This is a genomic window from Microvirga brassicacearum, from assembly GCF_008757455.1.
Taxonomy (GTDB): Bacteria; Pseudomonadota; Alphaproteobacteria; order Rhizobiales; family Beijerinckiaceae; genus Microvirga; species Microvirga brassicacearum.
In genome coordinates this window covers 443357-459719 of the sequence record NZ_VCMV01000013.1, presented here as the reverse complement: position 1 = coordinate 459719, position 16363 = coordinate 443357, and the positions used below count along the sequence as shown (strand labels likewise).

The 16363-nt window shown below is 64.0% G+C and carries 14 protein-coding genes and 1 tRNA gene; 5 read left to right on the top strand and 10 right to left on the bottom strand.

Translation table 11 applies throughout. The features are described from left to right. Positions 1–12: 12 nt before the first annotated feature. The 4 genes from FEZ63_RS09705 to FEZ63_RS09690 form a co-directional block, all read right to left on the bottom strand. Complete coding sequence (locus FEZ63_RS09705) at positions 13–852, bottom strand: ABC transporter permease (RefSeq protein WP_150943734.1); 840 nt, start codon at positions 850–852, stop codon at positions 13–15. A 4-nt stretch (positions 853–856) separates the two neighbouring features. Next, positions 857–1720 (bottom strand): ABC transporter permease, encoded by an 864-nt coding sequence (locus FEZ63_RS09700; RefSeq protein WP_150943732.1) that lies wholly within the window; start codon positions 1718–1720, stop codon positions 857–859. Continuing rightward, positions 1717–2802: an ABC transporter ATP-binding protein gene (locus FEZ63_RS09695; protein ID WP_150943730.1), complete on the bottom strand. Its 1086-nt coding sequence runs from the start codon at positions 2800–2802 to the stop codon at positions 1717–1719. Before FEZ63_RS09695 ends, FEZ63_RS09700 begins: the two co-directional genes overlap by 4 nt. A 65-nt stretch (positions 2803–2867) precedes the next feature. After that, a complete protein-coding gene (locus FEZ63_RS09690; RefSeq protein WP_150943728.1) occupies positions 2868–3941 on the bottom strand; it encodes an extracellular solute-binding protein in 1074 nt (357 codons plus the stop codon). Positions 3942–4139: 198 nt separating this feature from the next. Here FEZ63_RS09690 and pip point away from each other — a divergent pair, with 198 nt between their 5' ends. Beyond that, complete coding sequence (gene pip / locus FEZ63_RS09685; protein WP_162419719.1) at positions 4140–5084, top strand: prolyl aminopeptidase; 945 nt, start codon at positions 4140–4142, stop codon at positions 5082–5084. Position 5085: 1 nt separating this feature from the next. On the opposite strand, the gene FEZ63_RS09680 is transcribed toward pip, so the two are convergent. From FEZ63_RS09680 to FEZ63_RS09660, 5 genes are all read right to left on the bottom strand, one after another. Next, the gene (locus tag FEZ63_RS09680) at positions 5086–5871 is read right to left on the bottom strand and encodes a 3-hydroxybutyrate dehydrogenase (protein ID WP_150943725.1); all 786 of its coding nucleotides are present in this window, start codon (positions 5869–5871) and stop codon (positions 5086–5088) included. 77 nt (positions 5872–5948) lie between these two features. Next, complete coding sequence (locus tag FEZ63_RS09675) at positions 5949–8123, bottom strand: malate synthase G (RefSeq protein WP_150943723.1); 2175 nt, start codon at positions 8121–8123, stop codon at positions 5949–5951. Between the two features lie 226 nt (positions 8124–8349). After that, complete coding sequence (locus FEZ63_RS25930) at positions 8350–9615, bottom strand: calcium-binding protein (protein ID WP_150943721.1); 1266 nt, start codon at positions 9613–9615, stop codon at positions 8350–8352. A gap of 303 nt (positions 9616–9918) precedes the next feature. Further along, positions 9919–9994: transfer RNA gene (locus FEZ63_RS09665), tRNA-Ala, on the bottom strand. Positions 9995–10079: 85 nt separating this feature from the next. Beyond that, the gene (locus FEZ63_RS09660; protein WP_150943719.1) at positions 10080–10460 is read right to left on the bottom strand and encodes a TIGR02300 family protein; all 381 of its coding nucleotides are present in this window, start codon (positions 10458–10460) and stop codon (positions 10080–10082) included. A 171-nt stretch (positions 10461–10631) separates the two neighbouring features. On the opposite strand from FEZ63_RS09660, the gene aroA reads away from it, so the two are divergent. The 4 genes from aroA to FEZ63_RS09640 all read left to right on the top strand — a co-directional run bounded on the left by aroA (position 10632) and on the right by FEZ63_RS09640 (position 13894). After that, the gene (gene aroA, locus FEZ63_RS09655) at positions 10632–11981 is read left to right on the top strand and encodes a 3-phosphoshikimate 1-carboxyvinyltransferase (protein WP_150943717.1); all 1350 of its coding nucleotides are present in this window, start codon (positions 10632–10634) and stop codon (positions 11979–11981) included. Positions 11982–11989: 8 nt separating this feature from the next. Next, a complete protein-coding gene (gene cmk, locus FEZ63_RS09650) occupies positions 11990–12619 on the top strand; it encodes a (d)CMP kinase (protein WP_150943715.1) in 630 nt (209 codons plus the stop codon). A gap of 65 nt (positions 12620–12684) precedes the next feature. Beyond that, positions 12685–13482, top strand: a complete 798-nt coding sequence (locus FEZ63_RS09645) for a DUF1194 domain-containing protein (protein WP_150943713.1) — start codon at positions 12685–12687, stop codon at positions 13480–13482. 19 nt (positions 13483–13501) lie between these two features. Next, positions 13502–13894 (top strand): methylglyoxal synthase, encoded by a 393-nt coding sequence (locus tag FEZ63_RS09640; RefSeq protein WP_150943711.1) that lies wholly within the window; start codon positions 13502–13504, stop codon positions 13892–13894. Here the strand turns inward: FEZ63_RS09640 and hrpB are convergent. Continuing rightward, on the bottom strand, positions 13891–16359 hold the full coding sequence (hrpB, locus tag FEZ63_RS09635) for an ATP-dependent helicase HrpB (RefSeq protein WP_150943709.1): 2469 nt from the start codon (positions 16357–16359) through the stop codon (positions 13891–13893). The genes FEZ63_RS09640 and hrpB overlap by 4 nt on opposite strands. Positions 16360–16363: the final 4 nt, after the last annotated feature.

Below are 16363 nucleotides of genomic sequence, written 5' to 3'. Positions count from 1 at the left end.
GTCGCAGGCGTCTTACGACTGCGACTTCGACGTCAGCGCGAACAGGCTCGCGATTCCGCCGACGGCCAGCATGACCAGCAGGCTGACGGCGTTGATCGCGGGCGTCGCGCCCTCGCGCATCTGACCGTACATGGTGATCGGCAGGGGCGCGTCGGAGCCGACGAGCATCAGCGTCGTGTTGAAATTCTCAAACGACATGAGGAGCGCCACGAGGCCGGCGCCCACCAGAGCGGGGCGGAGGAAAGGCAGCGTGATCGTGCGCAGGACGCGCGCGCGACTGGCGCCGAGATCGAAGGCGGCCTCCTCGAGCGAGCGATCGAATTTGCGCAGCCGCGCTGCGATGATCAGCGTAGAGATGGACAAGATGAACGACAATTGTCCGAGCACCACCAGCGACAGACCAGGGCGCAACGGGTCGAGATCCATCTGAAGCCAGTCTTCGAGCGTGTTCGCGACGCGGGAGAAGAAGGCCAGGATCGAGATGCCGAGCACGACGCCCGGAATGACGAGCGGCCACAGCATCATCATGGCGAGGAACGTTTTGCCGGGAAACTGCGCGCGCTCCAGCAGCCACGCATTGACGGTGCCGATGACGACGGCAAGCAGGGCTACGGGGAGTGCCACCTTGAGCGAGTTGCCGATGGTGGTGAGCCAGATCGGATCCTGCAGCACACCGGGCTTTCCGAACACGGCGGCGGTTCCGGTGAACCACTCCAGTGTGAAGCCGCGCCATGGCGGCGAAGGAAACGGGCTCGCGTTGAAGGCGAACACGGCCACGGCCACGAGCGGCGCGAACAGAAAGATATAGAACGCCGCAATGTAGAATTTCCAAAGAAGCGGGGGACGGTTCATCGGATCATGCCTGCCGCAATGTGGTGCCCAATCCCTGTCGGGTCAGACGCAAACCGGCCCAGACAATGGCGGATGAGAGCAGAAGGAGGAGCATGCCGAAGGCTGCTCCCTGCGGCCAGTTGAAGCGCGTGATGAACTGCGCGTAGATCTGTTCGGTGAACCACAGGCCGTTCTTGCCGCCAAGCAGCACCGGTGTCGCAAAATTGCCGACGGTCAGCATGAAAACGATGATCGAACCCGCGACAATACCGGGCATCGCATGGGGCACGACGATGCGGCGCAGCACGGTCCAGCGCGAGCCGCCGAGATCGTAGCCTGCCTCGACAACCGAAGGATCAAGGCTCTCGAGCGCGTTCGCGAGCGGGACGATCATGAACAGCAATCCGCCATAGACCAGCCCGAGGATGACCGCGCCGTCATTGTAGAGAAGTTCGACCGGCTGGTCGGCGAGGCCCGTCATGCGCAGCATATACGAGATGATGCCGGTTTCCCGCAGCAGCATCATCCAGCCAAGCGTCCGCACCAGTTCCGAAACCCAGAACGGCAACAGGCAGAGCAACAGCAGCATCGCCTTCACGCGCCCCTGCGCCACCCGCGCAATATAGAGCGCGATGGGAAAGGCAAGCACGAGCGTGATGGCCGTCACCAGGATCGACATGATCGCCGTGCGCGCGAAGGTGCGCCAGTAGAGCGGTTCGGTGAAGAACTCGAGATAATTGCCGAACCCAAACTGATAAACACGCGGCGCCACGCGTTCACTGAACGACAGGATCAGGATTTCCACGTGCGGCAGAACGATCAGCACGCCGAGCCAGAGGATCGCCGGCGCCATCATGAGGAAAAGCGTCAGGCGCTGCGCCGTTGTCATGCGGCGAAAACCTTCATGGCATCCGACGACCAGCCCAGGTGAATCGGCGCACCTACATTGATGCCCGCAAGCGCGCCTGCCTGCGGCAGCACGGCGCGAACCGGCTGGCCGAAGCCGGGGGTGTCGATGAGCAGGCTCGAATTGGCGCCGTCGAACAGCACGGCGGAAACACGGCCTTCAAAGCGGTTGGACAGCGCGCTCAACCCTGCGGCGTCAGATGCGAGCGCAATAGCCTCGGGGCGCGCGAAGCAAAGCGCGTCACCGGCGACCGCCTGACCCTGGCCGTGCAGTGAGACACCGGACGGCAGGCGCACGGTGACCGCACCATTCGAGCCGGCAGAGACAGCACCCTGCCACCGGTTCGTCTCACCGACGAAGCTCGCGACGAACGGCGTTCCGGGGTTATGATAAAGCTCGCGCGGGTTGCCGACCTGCTCGAACCTGCCCTGATTCATCACGGCGATCCGATCCGACATCACCAGCGCTTCCGATTGGTCGTGGGTGATGTAGGCAAAAGTCGTGTTGAAGGTGCCTTGCAGCTGTTTCAGCTCGATTTTCATGTGCTCGCGCAGCTTGAGATCGAGCGCGCCAAGCGGCTCGTCGAGAAGCACGAGAGTCGGCTCGAGGACGAGGCAGCGGGCAATCGCCACGCGTTGGCGCTGGCCGCCGGACAAGGCCGTCACCTGACGGTCGCCGAAACCTTTCAGCCCGACCCGCTCCAGCATCCGCGTCGCGCGCTCGTCGGCCTCGGCGCGTCCGACGCCGCGGCAGGTCATGCCGTACGCGACGTTCTCGCCCACGCTCATCATCGGGAAGAGCGCAAGGCTCTGAAAAACCATATTGACCGGGCGGCGATTGGCCGGAACGCCGATCATCGATTTGTCGCGAATGCGAATGTCGCCGGAGGTTGGATTCTCGAACCCGGCGATCATGCGCATCAGGGTGGTCTTGCCGCATCCCGACGGGCCGAGAATCGAGAAGAATTCCCCCGGGGCGACGCTGAACGTCACGTCGTTGACGGCGAAATGCGCGCCGAACTGCTTGGTGACGCGGACGATATCGAGATCGTTGGATGAAGCCATGGATTGCGTGCACACAAAAAGTCATCCCCCGGCGAACCGGGGGATGATGATCAATCGGGTACCGCTTACGAGCCGGCTTTCAGACGATCGAGAACCTTGCCCTCGATCTCTTCGATGCCGGCAGGCACCGCCGGATACCACTTGATGTTGTCGATGGCGGCCTTCGGGAAGCTCTCGGCGAACTGTTCCTTCAGCTTGCCCTGCATGAGCTTGTCGGCACCGTTCGATGCCGTGAAGTTGCCCGCAGCGGCTGCAACCTTCGCGGCGATTTCAGGCCGCATGTTGAAGTTGATCCACTTGTAGGCCGCGTCGTCGTTGCGGCCCTTCGCGGGGATCGCAAACGTATCGATCCAGCCCAATGCGCCGGATCTCGGCGCGATGAACTTGATCTCCGGGTTTTCGGAGTTCAGTTTCCAGCCGCCCGTATCCCACGCCATGGCCGCAACCACTTCGCCGGTGCGCAGAGCGTTCAGGAGTTGATCCTTGCCGTCCCAGAAGAACTTCACGTTCTTCTTGCACTCGGCGAGCTTGGCGCCGACCTTGTCCATCATCGCCGCGTAGGCCTTGGCGTCGCCATACGAAGCGAACGGATCCATGCCGTTGGCGAACGCGAAGGCAATCAACGTCGGACGCTTGGCACGGAAGCTCGCCTTGCCGGCAACAGCCGGAGCGCAAAGATCGTTGTAATCCGCCACCGCGGGAGCAGCCTTGGTGTTCACCACCAGGCCATCGGTGCCCCAGATGTGCGGGACGCCGTAGACCTTGCCGCCGAGCGTGGTGTTCTTCTTGGTCGCTTCGAGCATCGAGGCGATGAACAGGTCGGATTTCAGCTTTGCTAGATCGAGCGGCTTATAGATGCCGAATTCCTGCTGCGGCCCCGCGATGCGGTCCTGGCTCGGCTGGACGAGGTCGAAGCCGGCGCCCTGCGTCGCGCGGAGCTTGGAGATCATCTCTTCGTTGTTCGAGAGCGTGATCTCGACCTCGATGCCGGTTTCTTTCGTGAATTGCTGAACGATATCGGCAGGAGCGTAATCCGCCCAGGTCAGCAACCGCAGCTTTTCGGCAGCTTGCGCCGATCCGGCAACCATCAGGGCAGCAAAAGCCGTAGCCAGTTTCAGGCTGGCGCGCTTGGTCAACATCTCAATCCTCCAGTGTGGTCCGGGTTCGACCCGTGTTCCCCAGTTGCAAAATTACATGACACTCCGACGACACGCCATCGTTTTTCAAGCGCTTTCGGGAGATTCTTGAGCCGGCTCAGAACGGCGACAGGGCTGACAGCTGCGTGCCCTACCGGTATGTGAGGAGATAAATTTCCGCGATCGTTTGGAGTTGCCCCTATGCGCACGCTGTATCCCGAGATCGAACCCTACGAGCATGGCTTGCTCGACGTGGGTCACGGACACCGGGTCTATTGGGAATTGTGCGGCAATCCTGCGGGCAAGCCGGTCGTCTTTCTCCATGGCGGCCCCGGCGGCGGTTGTTCGCCGTCCCAGCGCCGGCTCTTCGATCCGAAGAAGTATCGCATTCTCCTGTTCGATCAGCGCGGTTGCGGCCGCTCGATCCCCCATGCGAGTCTCGAGGCGAACACGACCTGGCATCTGGTGGCGGATATCGAACGTCTCCGACAGATGCTCGGCGTCGAGAAATGGATGGTGTTCGGCGGGTCGTGGGGGAGCACGCTCGCGCTTGCCTATGCGGAAACACATCCCGAGCGCGTCAGCGAACTGATCTTGCGGGGCATCTTTACGCTGCGGCGCGCCGAGCTCCTCTGGTATTATCAGGAGGGTGCGTCCTGGCTATTCCCGGACAAATGGGAGCGCTTCCTCGCGCCTATTCCCGAGGCCGAACGGGGCGACTTGATGGCGGCCTACCGGCGGCGCCTGACCGGTCCCGACCCTATTGTCCAGCAGGAGGCCGCCGCGGCCTGGAGCCTGTGGGAAGGCGAGACCATCACCCTTCTGCCGAACGAAGATTATTCAAACCAGTTCGCCGAGGCGCACTACGCCCTCGCCTTTGCCCGCATCGAAAACCACTACTTCGTCAACGAAGGGTTCTTCGAGGAGGGGCAGCTCATTCGCGATGCCCATCGCCTGAAAAACATTCCCGGCGTGATCATTCAGGGCCGTTACGATGTGGCGACACCGGCGGCCACCGCCTGGGCCCTGCACAAGGCCTGGCCCGAGGCACGGTTCGTCATGGTGCCGGATGCCGGCCATGCGTTTTCCGAGCCCGGGATCCAGCGTCACCTCATCGAGGCAACGGACGCGTTCGCCGACGCGTGACCTACTTCGCGGTCCAGCCGCCATCCATCGAGAGATTGGCGCCCGTCATCTGGCTCGCAGCATCCGAGCAGAGGAAGAGCGCGAGCGCCGCGACCTGATCGACGGTGACGAATTGTTTCGTCGGCTGCGCTTCGAGCAGCACGTCGTTGATGACCTGCTCCTTGCTCAAACCGCGCGCTTTCATCGTGTCGGGAATCTGCTTCTCGACGAGCGGGGTCCAGACGTAGCCGGGGCTGATGCAATTGACCGTGATGCCGTGCGTCGCGACTTCCAGCGCGGTCGTCTTCGTCAGGCCGGCGATGCCGTGTTTCGCCGCCACGTAGGCGGCCTTGAAGGGCGATGCCACAAGCGAGTGAGCGGACGCCGTGTTGATGATACGGCCCCAACCGCGCGCCTTCATGCCGGGCACCACGGCCCGGATGGCGTGAAACGCGGATGAAAGATTGATGGCGATGATCTGATCCCACTTCTCGACCGGGAAGTCCTCGATCGGCGACACGAATTGAATGCCCGCATTGTTGACCAGGATATCGACCGAGCCGAAGGTTTCCTCGGCAAGCCGGATCATGGCGGCGATCTCGTCGGGCTTCGACATATCGGCGGGCGAATAGATCGCCTTCACGCCGTATTCCCGCTCAATTGCCGCACGCGCGTTCTCGATGTCGTCCGCGGATCCGAAGCCATTGAGGACGACAGAGGCGCCTTCCTTTGCGAGCGCGCGCGCAATGGCAAGGCCGATGCCGCTCGTCGAGCCGGTCACGACAGCTGCTTTTGATTTGAGAGTCATTGAAAGCTCCGGAGGAAGAGGTTGGTCGTTTGGACGCGAGCGGCGACGGCTTGTGCGGCTCGCCCGCGTCGCAAGGTTCAGGCCTGCGCAGCGGGATGACCTTTGGCTTCGCGGCGGCGCTCGTGCAGCACCCACTCGGTGTAGCCGTTCGGTTGAGCGCGGCCCTTGAAGATGAGATCGCTCGCGGCACGGAATGCCGGTCCGTTGAATTTCGGTGCCATCGGCCGATAGAGCGGGTCGCCCGCATTCTGCCGGTCCACGATCTCGGCCATGCGCCGGAGGGTCTGCTCCACCTGATCCCGCGATACGATCCGGTGATGAAGCCAATTGGCGATGTGCTGGCTGGAGATGCGAAGGGTCGCGCGATCCTCCATCAGACCCACATCGTGAATGTCGGGGACTTTGGAACAGCCGACGCCCTGGTCGATCCAGCGCACCACATAGCCGAGAATGCCCTGGCAATTGTTGTCGAGTTCCTGCTGCACCGCATCGGGTGCCCAGTTCGATTGCGAAACCGGAATCGTCAGAATGTCCGCGAGCTTTGCGGGCGCACGCTTCTTCAGTTCATCCTGCCGTTCCTGCACATCTACCTGATGGTAGTGAAGCGCGTGCAAGGTCGCGGCCGTGGGGGACGGAACCCACGCGGTGTTCGCGCCGGCCATCGGGTGGCCGATTTTCTGCGTCATCATATCGGCCATTCTGTCGGGGGCGGCCCACATGCCCTTGCCGATCTGCGCCTTGCCCGGAAGCCCGCAGGCGAGGCCCGCATCGACATTCGCATCCTCGTAGGCCTTAATCCAGGGTGTCGCCTTCATGTCGTTCTTGCGAACCATGGGGCCGGCTTCCATCGAGGTGTGAATTTCGTCGCCCGTGCGGTCGAGGAAACCGGTATTGATGAAAACGATCCGCTCGCTGGCGGCGCGAATGCACGCTTTCAGGTTCACGGTCGTGCGGCGCTCCTCGTCCATGATGCCCATTTTCAGGGTGTTACGCGGCAATGAGAGCATGTCCTCGACGCGCGCGAAAAGATCGTTGGCGAAAGCCACCTCATCGGGCCCATGCATCTTGGGTTTCACGATATAGACCGAACCCGCGCGGCTGTTGCGGATCTCGCCCGTCGATCTGAGATCGTGAATCGCAATGAGCGATGTGATCGCGGCGTCGAGAATGGTTTCGGGGATTGCTTGACCCGCACCGTCGAGCACCGCGTCCGTCTCCATATGGTGACCCACATTGCGCACGAGCATGAGGCTGCGGCCATTGAGACGAAGTTCTTTCCCGTCGGGCGTCGAATAAATCCGGTCGGGATTGAGGCGCCGCTCGATCATGCGACCGCCCTTTTCGAACCGCTCCGACAGGTCGCCCTTCATCAGGCCGAGCCAGGTGCGATAGACCAGCACCTTGTCGTCAGCGTCCACGGCCGCGACGCTATCCTCCAGATCCATGATGGTGGAAATCGCCGACTCGATCTCGATATCGGAAATGCCCGCCGGATCCTCCGCACCGATGCGGCTTTCCCGATCGATCTTGATCTCGATATGAAGCCGATTGTGGTGCAGAAGGATCGCCGATGGGTGCGAGGCCTCGCCACGGTAGCCGGCAAATTGCCCCGGGTTCGCAAGGACAGTCTCGCCGCCGCCTTGCAGCCCGATTTTCAGGGAGCCGCCCTCCACCACATAGGAAACAGCGTCGGCATGTTTGCCCGCGGCAAGCGGCACAGCCTGATCGAGAAACTCCCGCGCCCGCGCGACGACCCGTTGGCCGCGCAGCTTGTTATAGCCGCCCGTGCGGGCAGCGCCGCCTTCTTCCGAAATCGCGTCGGTGCCATAGAGCGCATCGTAAAGGCTGCCCCAGCGGGCATTCGCGGCGTTGAGGGCGTAACGCGCATTGGAGGTCGGCACCACCAATTGCGGGCCTGCGATGCGTGCGATCTCGTCGTCGATAGTGTTCGTCGACACCGCGAACGCGTCCGGCTCCGGCCGAATGTAGCCGATCTCCCGCAGGAACGCCTCGTAGCCTGCCGCATCGACAGGCTGACCGGCACGGGCGGCATGATACGAATCGATCCGGCGCTGAAGATCGTCACGGACCGCCAGCAGGTCGTGATTTCGCGGCACAAAGTCCCGAATCAGGCCCGCTAGACCGGTCCAGAACGTCTCGGACGAGATTCCGGTGCCCGGAAGCACCTCGCGCTCGACGAAATCGTGAAGAATCGGGGCAACCTGGAGGCCATGGGACGGAACGCGCTTCATTGTATCTCTTTCGTGACGTATCGCCGGGACTCTAGCTTAACGTCGCGCGCAGAGAAAAGAACCGGTGAGGCATTTGTTGGCGGCGGAGGCTCGCAATTTTCCGACCGAACGGGGCACTGAGGGGGTGCGCGGGTCAGCTCGACGTCATGCACATCCCATGCGAGGGAAGGCCCGGCGATGCCCGAGCCTCCTGATCCCGCTAAATGCGTCTCGCGCGTCGCAACGCTCAGACGATATAGAAGTCGCTGGCAAGAAGCTGATTTGCCCCTTCGAAAGCAACGGTAGCGAGCAAGACCGGCGCTGAGGCAGCCCCGGTGCCGTCCGCATCGAAGAAGAGCTGCGTTGTGTCTTGGACGAAGACGAACTGAGCCGTGGCGATGTTGGCCGCAGCAGGACCGGTCGCCAAATTGCGGATTTCGTTTGCGGTAACGCCAAGGCCGATGTTGAAAACGTCATTGTCGATCAGGAGCCGGTCGGTGTCCGTCGTGCGAAACACCGTCATCGTGTCGGGCCCATTGCCAAGTTCCAGTTGCAGCAATTCCTGCCCAAATGAACCGCCTGAAAGCGTATCGGCGCCCGCACCGCCTTTCAGGATCGTGGTGGTTCCGGCACCGGCACCGAACAGCGCGTCGTTTCCACCACCGCCCGACGCGGTTCCGCCATCCCGTGCTGTCAAGGTATCGGCGAAATCGGAGCCAATGACGCTCTCGACCGACGCATATGTGTCGCCGGTTGCCGCACCCCCCGACGTGTTGGTCTGAAGGTTCACGGTCACGCCCGCCGTGGCGGTGGAGTAATCGACGGTGTCCAGCCCGTCGCCGCCATTGATGGAATCAGCGTCGCCATCGCCACCCGGGATGAAGACATCGTTCCCGGCGCCGCCCACAAGCGTGTCCGCCCCGATCCCACCTGTCAGGACGTCATTTCCCAGGCCACCATCGAGCGAGTCGTTGCCGGATCCACCATCGAGGGAATCGTTGCCGTCTCCGCCGTCGAGCGTATCGGCCCCCACCTCGCCTGAAAGGACATCATCGCCCGCCCCGCCGGTGAGCGAATCGTTCCCGTCGCCGCCATTCAGGGCATCATTTCCGTTGCCACCATCGAGCGTATCGTCACCTGTGCCGCCATTCAGGGTGTCGTTGCCGTTTCCGCCATCGAGGCGGTCGTTTCCCGTCCCGCCATTGAGCCGGTCATTACCAGCGCCGCCGATCAGCCTGTCGTTTCCGGAGCCGCCATCCAGGCGATCATCGCCCGCGCCGCCATCGAGCCGGTCATTGCCGGCACCGCCGGTCAGCCTGTCGTTTCCGGCACCGCCATCCAGACGATCGTGGCCCGCCCCTCCATCGAGGCGGTCATTGCCCGTGCCGCCGAAGAGCCGGTCGTTCCCGGCGCGCCCGAACAGGACGTCATCGCCACCGAAAGCCGAAATGAAATCACCGCTGGTCGTGCCGAAAAGAACGTTCCGTCTGCTGTCTCCAAAGATGGTCGCCATGATCGTGACCTCATTGCGCAAAGGTTGACGTGGAACACTCAACGAGACGCAAGAAAACCCGACATACGACCATTGTTACGCCTCCGTGCCGGCGGCGCGGTAATACTCTTCCGGGTAGCGTCGCCGGAAGGTGAGACAACAAAAAGCCATGATACGGGGAGCGGCCGAAGCCATACGCGAGCACCCGCTCCGGACCGCGAATCCTCGCGCAAGGCCGGGATGAACATCGCGTCCGTTTCCCGCAAACGAAAAAGCCGCCCAAACGGCGGCCGGTTCTAAATTATTGAATTTGAAAGAGAAATTTGGTGGAGCCAGGCGGAATCGAACCGCCGACCTCTTGAATGCCATTCAAGCGCTCTCCCAACTGAGCTATGGCCCCACTTGAGCCGCGATGTTTTGGGGACACCGCGGAAAGGTTCGCCGCCGAAGCAGCGGCGTCTCTATAGTCGGGTCGGACGAGAGACTCAAGTCTCTTCGTCGTCCTCCAAGTCACTATCGATCAGATCCGACACGTCGTCGTCGCCTTCCTCTTCGTCTTCGAGGAATGTGTCGTCCGCCACATCCTCGTCCACGACATCGATCTCGTCATCGGAAATGGTTTCCTTCTCGGCCTCTTCCGCCTCGACTTCGTCAAGGGAGATCAGCTCCGGTCCATTCGTCTCGAGCTCGGTTTCGTCTTCCTCCTTGGCGGCACGCGCCACGACCGGAGCCGCCACGCGGCTCAAGGCAACCGCCTGGAAGACCGTGCCGCATTTGGGGCAGATCGCCGGATCCTTGTTAAGGTCGTAGAATTTTGCGCCGCAGCTCATGCACTGGCGCTTCGAGCCGAGTTCAGGTTTGGCCACGGGTGATTGCCTTTGGGTGATGAAAGAAATGGAAGCGCTCCGTTAGTCGTGAGGGCATGCCTTGTCAAATGGGAAATTGCAGGGCCGCCGCCTTGTCGAGCCGGCTTCGGGATGACGCCACCTTTACCTCGTGTTAGGAGCCGCCCGACGGTCGACGGATAGGAAACGAGAATGTCGCACGAGCACGCCCCGGCCTCGCCGGTTACAAGCCGGCCCGGAACCCCTCTGAAGGGGCGGATTCGCGTCCCCGGCGACAAATCGATCTCGCATCGTTCCATGATCTTCGGCCTCCTTTCGATCGGCGAAACCCGGGTTCAGGGACTTCTGGAAGGCGAGGACGTGCTCCGCACCGCGGAGGTCTGCCGGGCGCTGGGTGCGGTCATCACGCGCGAAGGGCCCGGCCGCTGGCGAATCGTCGGTGTCGGGATCGGCGGATTGAACGCGCCCGCTGGCACTCTGGATTTCGGCAATGCCGGCACCGGCGCCCGACTGATGATGGGCGTCGCCGGCAGCCACCCGATCACGTCCACGTTCGATGGCGACGCCTCGCTCCGCAAGCGCCCGATGCGCCGCATTCTCGACCCGCTGGTGAAAATGGGTGTGTCCGTTGTCAGCGAAGCGGAGGGCGGACGCGTCCCCCTGACCCTGCGCGGGCCGCGCGAGACCATTCCCATCACCTATGAGACCCCCGCCGCATCGGCCCAGATCAAGTCAGCCGTCCTGCTGGCCGGCCTCAACGCCCCCGGCCGGACCACCGTGATCGAACGCGAGGCCACCCGCGACCACACGGAGCGGATGCTTCGGCTATTCGGCGCAAAGGTGGAGGTGAAGCCCCACGGGAAGGATGGCCGCGCCATCACCCTGCAGGGGCAGCCGGATCTCAGGGGCACCACGGTTGTGGTGCCGACCGATCCGTCGTCGGCAGCCTTCCCGCTCGTGGCGGCCCTCATCACACCGGGCTCGGACGTGGTGATCGAGGCTGTCATGATGAACCCCCTCCGCATCGGCCTGATCACGACCCTGCTGGAAATGGGCGCTTCCATCGAACGGCTGAGCGAGCGTGAAGAAGGTGGCGAGACGGTCGCGGACCTGCGCGTTCGCGCGAGCCGCCTGACCGGCGTGACTGTCCCGGCCGCCCGCGCCCCTGCCATGATCGACGAATATCCCATTCTGGCCGTCGCAGCCGCTTTTGCGACGGGCACGACGCGAATGCAGGGGCTGCACGAGTTGCGGGTCAAGGAATCGGACCGGCTCGCCGCTGTTGCCGCCGGGCTCGCCGCGGCCGGGGCCGAACATGAAATCGACGGGGACGATCTCATCGTCCATGGCCTCAGCGGCAAGGTCCGGGGCGGCGCGACATCCGTCGCGACCCATCTCGATCACCGCATCGCCATGGCGTTCCTCATCATGGGGCTGGCGAGCGAGGCGCCGATGACGGTGGATGACGGCGCCATGATTGCGACGAGCTTCCCGTCCTTCATTCCGCTGATGCGCGAACTCGGCGCGGCGATCGGGGGCTGAGGCAGCGCATGATCATCGCCATTGACGGGCCGGCGGCATCCGGCAAGGGAACGCTCGGTACCCGCCTCGCCGAGCATCTCGGCCTTGCCCACCTCGATACCGGTCTCCTCTACCGCGCCGTTGCCTGCACGCTCATCGACCAGAAGGCCGCGCTCACCGATATCGCCGCTGCAACGCTTGCGGCACAGAGCCTTACGCTCGACCGGCTGGCGGACCCGCGGCTGCGTGGGGCTTCCATGGGCGAATTCGCGTCGGTGATTTCCGGTTACCAGCCGGTGCGGGACGCCCTTTTGACCTTCCAGCATCAATTCGCTGCTCAAGAGGGCGGCGCCGTTCTCGACGGCCGCGATATCGGAACCGTGGTGTGCCCCCATGCCGACGTGAAGCTTTTCATCACGGCGGCGCCTGAAGAGCGTGCGCGCCGCCGTCACCTGGAGCTTCAGCGGCGCGGCGAACCCTCCGAATACGAGAGAATCCTGAACGACATCCGTCGCCGCGACCAGCGCGACATGAACCGCAGCACGGCCCCCCTCAAGGCCGCGGCGGATGCGGTCACGCTTGATACGACCAATCTCGATGCCGATGCGGCCTTCGAGGCCGCGCTCGCCATCATCAAGGCCCGCCCTGCTCAAAAGTGACCTTGCGTCAGGGCGAGAAGCTGCCACACTTCCCGAACCAATCCGGCTCCGAAGAGGAGACAACGATGGTTCGGCAAGGCCTCGCCCGTCTGGCTGCAGGATTAGGCGTCATCCTGGCTCTCTGGACCCCGGAAGCGCGCGCCGAGACGGAGGTCGATCTCGCCCTCGTCGTGGCTGTGGATATTTCATTCTCGATGGACACGGACGAACAGGCCCTGCAGCGGGAAGGCTTCGCCGAAGCGTTCCGCTCCAGCCTCGTTCACGACGCCATCCGCGGAGGCGTCCTCGGCAAGATCGCCGTCGCCTATATGGAATGGGCCGGCGCCGCCGATCAGAAAATCATCGTGCCCTGGACGGTCCTCGACAGTCGCGAGGGTCTGATGGCGTTTGCGGACAAGATCGCCTCGACGCCCTTGAGCCGCGCCCAGCGTACCTCGATTTCCGGCGCGCTCGATTTCAGCGTCAAGCTTCTCGACGAAAGCGGCGTCCTCGCAACGCGCCGCGTCATCGACGTGTCGGGGGATGGTCCCAACAACCAGGGTCGCGGCGTGGAGGAAGCGCGCGGCGACGCCATCGCCAAGGGCATTACGGTGAACGGGTTGCCGATCATGCTGCGCAAGCCCGGCTATCTCGACATCCCGGAACTCGATGTCTACTACAAGGAATGCGTCATCGGCGGCCAGGGGGCCTTCATGGTGCCGGTCCGCGAGCGCGACCAGTTTGTCAGCGCCATCAAGACCAAGATTCTGCTGGAGATCGCCGATCTCATGCCGCCCCCGCCGAGGATCGAGCGCATCCAGAATATCCCGCGGGCCAATTGCTTTACGGGTGAAATGCAATGGCGCGAGCGCTGGAATAATTGAGACCCGACTTGGACCAATCATGAAAAAGCTCGCATTGGCGATTGTCGCGCACGACGCCAAGAAGGACGACATGGCCGATTTCATCGCCATGCACGAACACACCATCGGCCAGTTCTCGCTCTTCGCCACCGGGACGACGGGGGCTCGCGTGATGGAGCGCTGCCCCAATTTGTCGGTGACCCGGCTCAAGAGCGGTCCATTGGGCGGCGACCAGCAGATCGGTGCGATGATCGCCGAAGGAAGGATCGACGTGCTGTTCTTCTTCGCCGATCCGCTCTCCCCGCATCCGCATGATGTGGACGTGAAGGCCCTGATGCGCGTGAGCCTCGTCTATAACATCCCCATGGCGCTCAACCGCGCGACCGCCGACCGGCTCATCGCCAGTTTCGTCACCCAGATCAGCATGCCCTAGCTTCCTCGCGGCTTCGCGCGGCGGGTTGGCGGCGCCGCGATCGGGTCCTCGGGCCATGGGTGCTTGGGATATTGTCCGCGCATGTCCGCCCGCACCGCCGCCCAGGACCCGCGCCAGAACCCCGGCAGATCGCGCGTGATCTGAATCGGCCTCTGGGCGGGCGAGAGCAGGTGCAGGATCAACGGCACGCGCCCTCCTGCAAGACTGGGATGTTGGTCGAGCCCGAACAATTCCTGGACCCTGACCGCTAGAACAGGGCCCTCCGTGCTGCCGTAATCCACCGGAATTTGGGAGCCGGTCGGCACCTCCACGTGGGTTGGCGCCTCGGCATCGAGCCGCCGTTGCAGGTTCCAGGGCAGCAGGCCGCGCAGAGATTCGCTCAGGAGGTCCGGCGCGATATCATTGAGTCCGCTCCTGCCGACCAGATGCGGTGCGAGCCAATCTTCCACACTTGTCGCCAGCGCCTCGTCGGACAGGTCTGGCCATTCGGCGCCCTCCGCATTGCGCAGGAAGACCACGCGCTCGCGCCATTGCGACAGGGCCCTGGACCAAGGCAACTGATCGAGGCCGATCGAGGCGATTCCATTGGCAAGCGCCCGAGCCGCCTCTTCGGTTGCGGGAACGGGCAGCGGGCGTTCGTTCAGCGACAGCGCGCCATAGCGCCGTACCGCGCGTGCCCGCAACGCCTTTGCCTGACGATCGAAGGTGATCTCGTCCCGCCGGACGATGTCTTCGCCCAGCGCGGCTTCGATCGCCTCCGCCGTTATCGGCGCCGCCGCCAAGATCCGCGCCGATGCCGCGCCTCCGGCAATCTCGGCCACCGCCAGATACGGCTCCTTGGCCAACCGATCATGCGGCTCGACCGAACCGCCCCGGCCGTTCGCCATCAGGAACTCGCCGGGCTTGCCGCGCGCCTTCGCGATGCGGTCAGGATAAGCCAGCGTCAGCAGCGCCCCGACCGACATCGAGCCCAGGGTCGGCTGGGCGATCCGGCTCGACCGGGCCCAGCCGTCGGCCATGCGACGCATATCCTCGGCCCGTTTCGAACGCTCGCGACGGAAGCGATCGACGCGCTCCGTCAGATCGACCGACTCGCCCCCTAGCCCGCGCTCGACGAGGATTGCCGCAAGGTCGGCGGCCTCTCGCTCCTGCCCGATTTCGCCGGCACTCAGCACCATCCGGGCCAGGCGCGGCGGCAAGGGAAGTTCTCGCAGGCGGCGGCCGGTCTCGGTGATGCGGCCATCCGGATGGAGACTGTGCAACTGCCGCAACAAAGCCCGCGCTTCCTTCACGGCGGGAGCCGGAGGGGAATCGAGAAAGGCAAGCGTCGTCGGGTCGGTGACGCCCCATGCGGCGCAGTCGAGCAGGAGCGGCGCCAGATCGGCGGACAGGATTTCGGGACGCGCAAACGGCTCGAGCGCGCCGGTTCCAGCCTCCTCCCACAGGCGGTAGCAGATTCCGGGCTCGGTGCGCCCCGCGCGGCCCCGTCGCTGATCGGCGGCGGCGCGCGAGACGCGCACGGTCTCAAGCCGCGTCAGGCCGATATCGGGCTCATAGACGGGGATGCGCGCGAGCCCGGAATCGATGACGACGCGCACGCCTTCGATCGTCAGCGACGTTTCGGCGATGGAGGTGGCGAGCACCACCTTCCGGCGGCCGGCCGCAAGCGGGCCGACGGCGAGATCCTGCTCGGCGCGGTCGAGCGCGCCATAGAGCGGCGCCAGATCAATCAGCGGGTCCTTCACGCGATCGCGCAGGAGCAGATCCACCCTCCGGATCTCGCCCTGCCCCGGCAGGAAGACAAGGATGGAGCCTGAATCTGCCCGCAGGGCTCGGGTGACCGCATCTGCCACCTGCTCGTCGATGCGGCGGTTGGGATCACGGCCCAGATAGCGCGTCTCGACCGGAAAGGCGCGGCCTTCGGATTCGATCACCGCAGCGTCTCCCAGAAGCCGCGAGACGCGGGCGCCGTCGAGGGTCGCGGACATCACGAGGAGCCGCAGGTCGTCGCGCAGGCCGCCCTGCGCATCGATGGCAAGCGCGAGGCCGAGATCCGCATCGAGAGAACGCTCGTGGAATTCGTCGAAGAGCACGGCGGCGATGCCGTCGAGCCCCGGATCGTCGAGGATCATGCGGGCGAAGACGCCCTCGGTCACTACTTCGATGCGGGTCTTGCGGCTGATCTTCGAGCCAAGGCGGACGCGCAGGCCGATGGTCTCGCCGACCTCTTCGCCAAGTGTCCGGGCCATGCGGTCGGCCGCCGCGCGGGCCGCGAGACGCCGGGGTTCGAGCAGGATGAGCTTGCGGCCGGCCACCCACGGCTCGTCGAGCAGCGCCAGCGGCACCCGCGTCGTCTTGCCTGCACCCGGCGGCGCAACGAGCACGGCATTGGAACGCGCGCGAAGGCTCGTCGTCAGTTCGGCCAGAACCTCATCGATCGGCAGTGAAGTCTCAAAAGCGCGCATGATG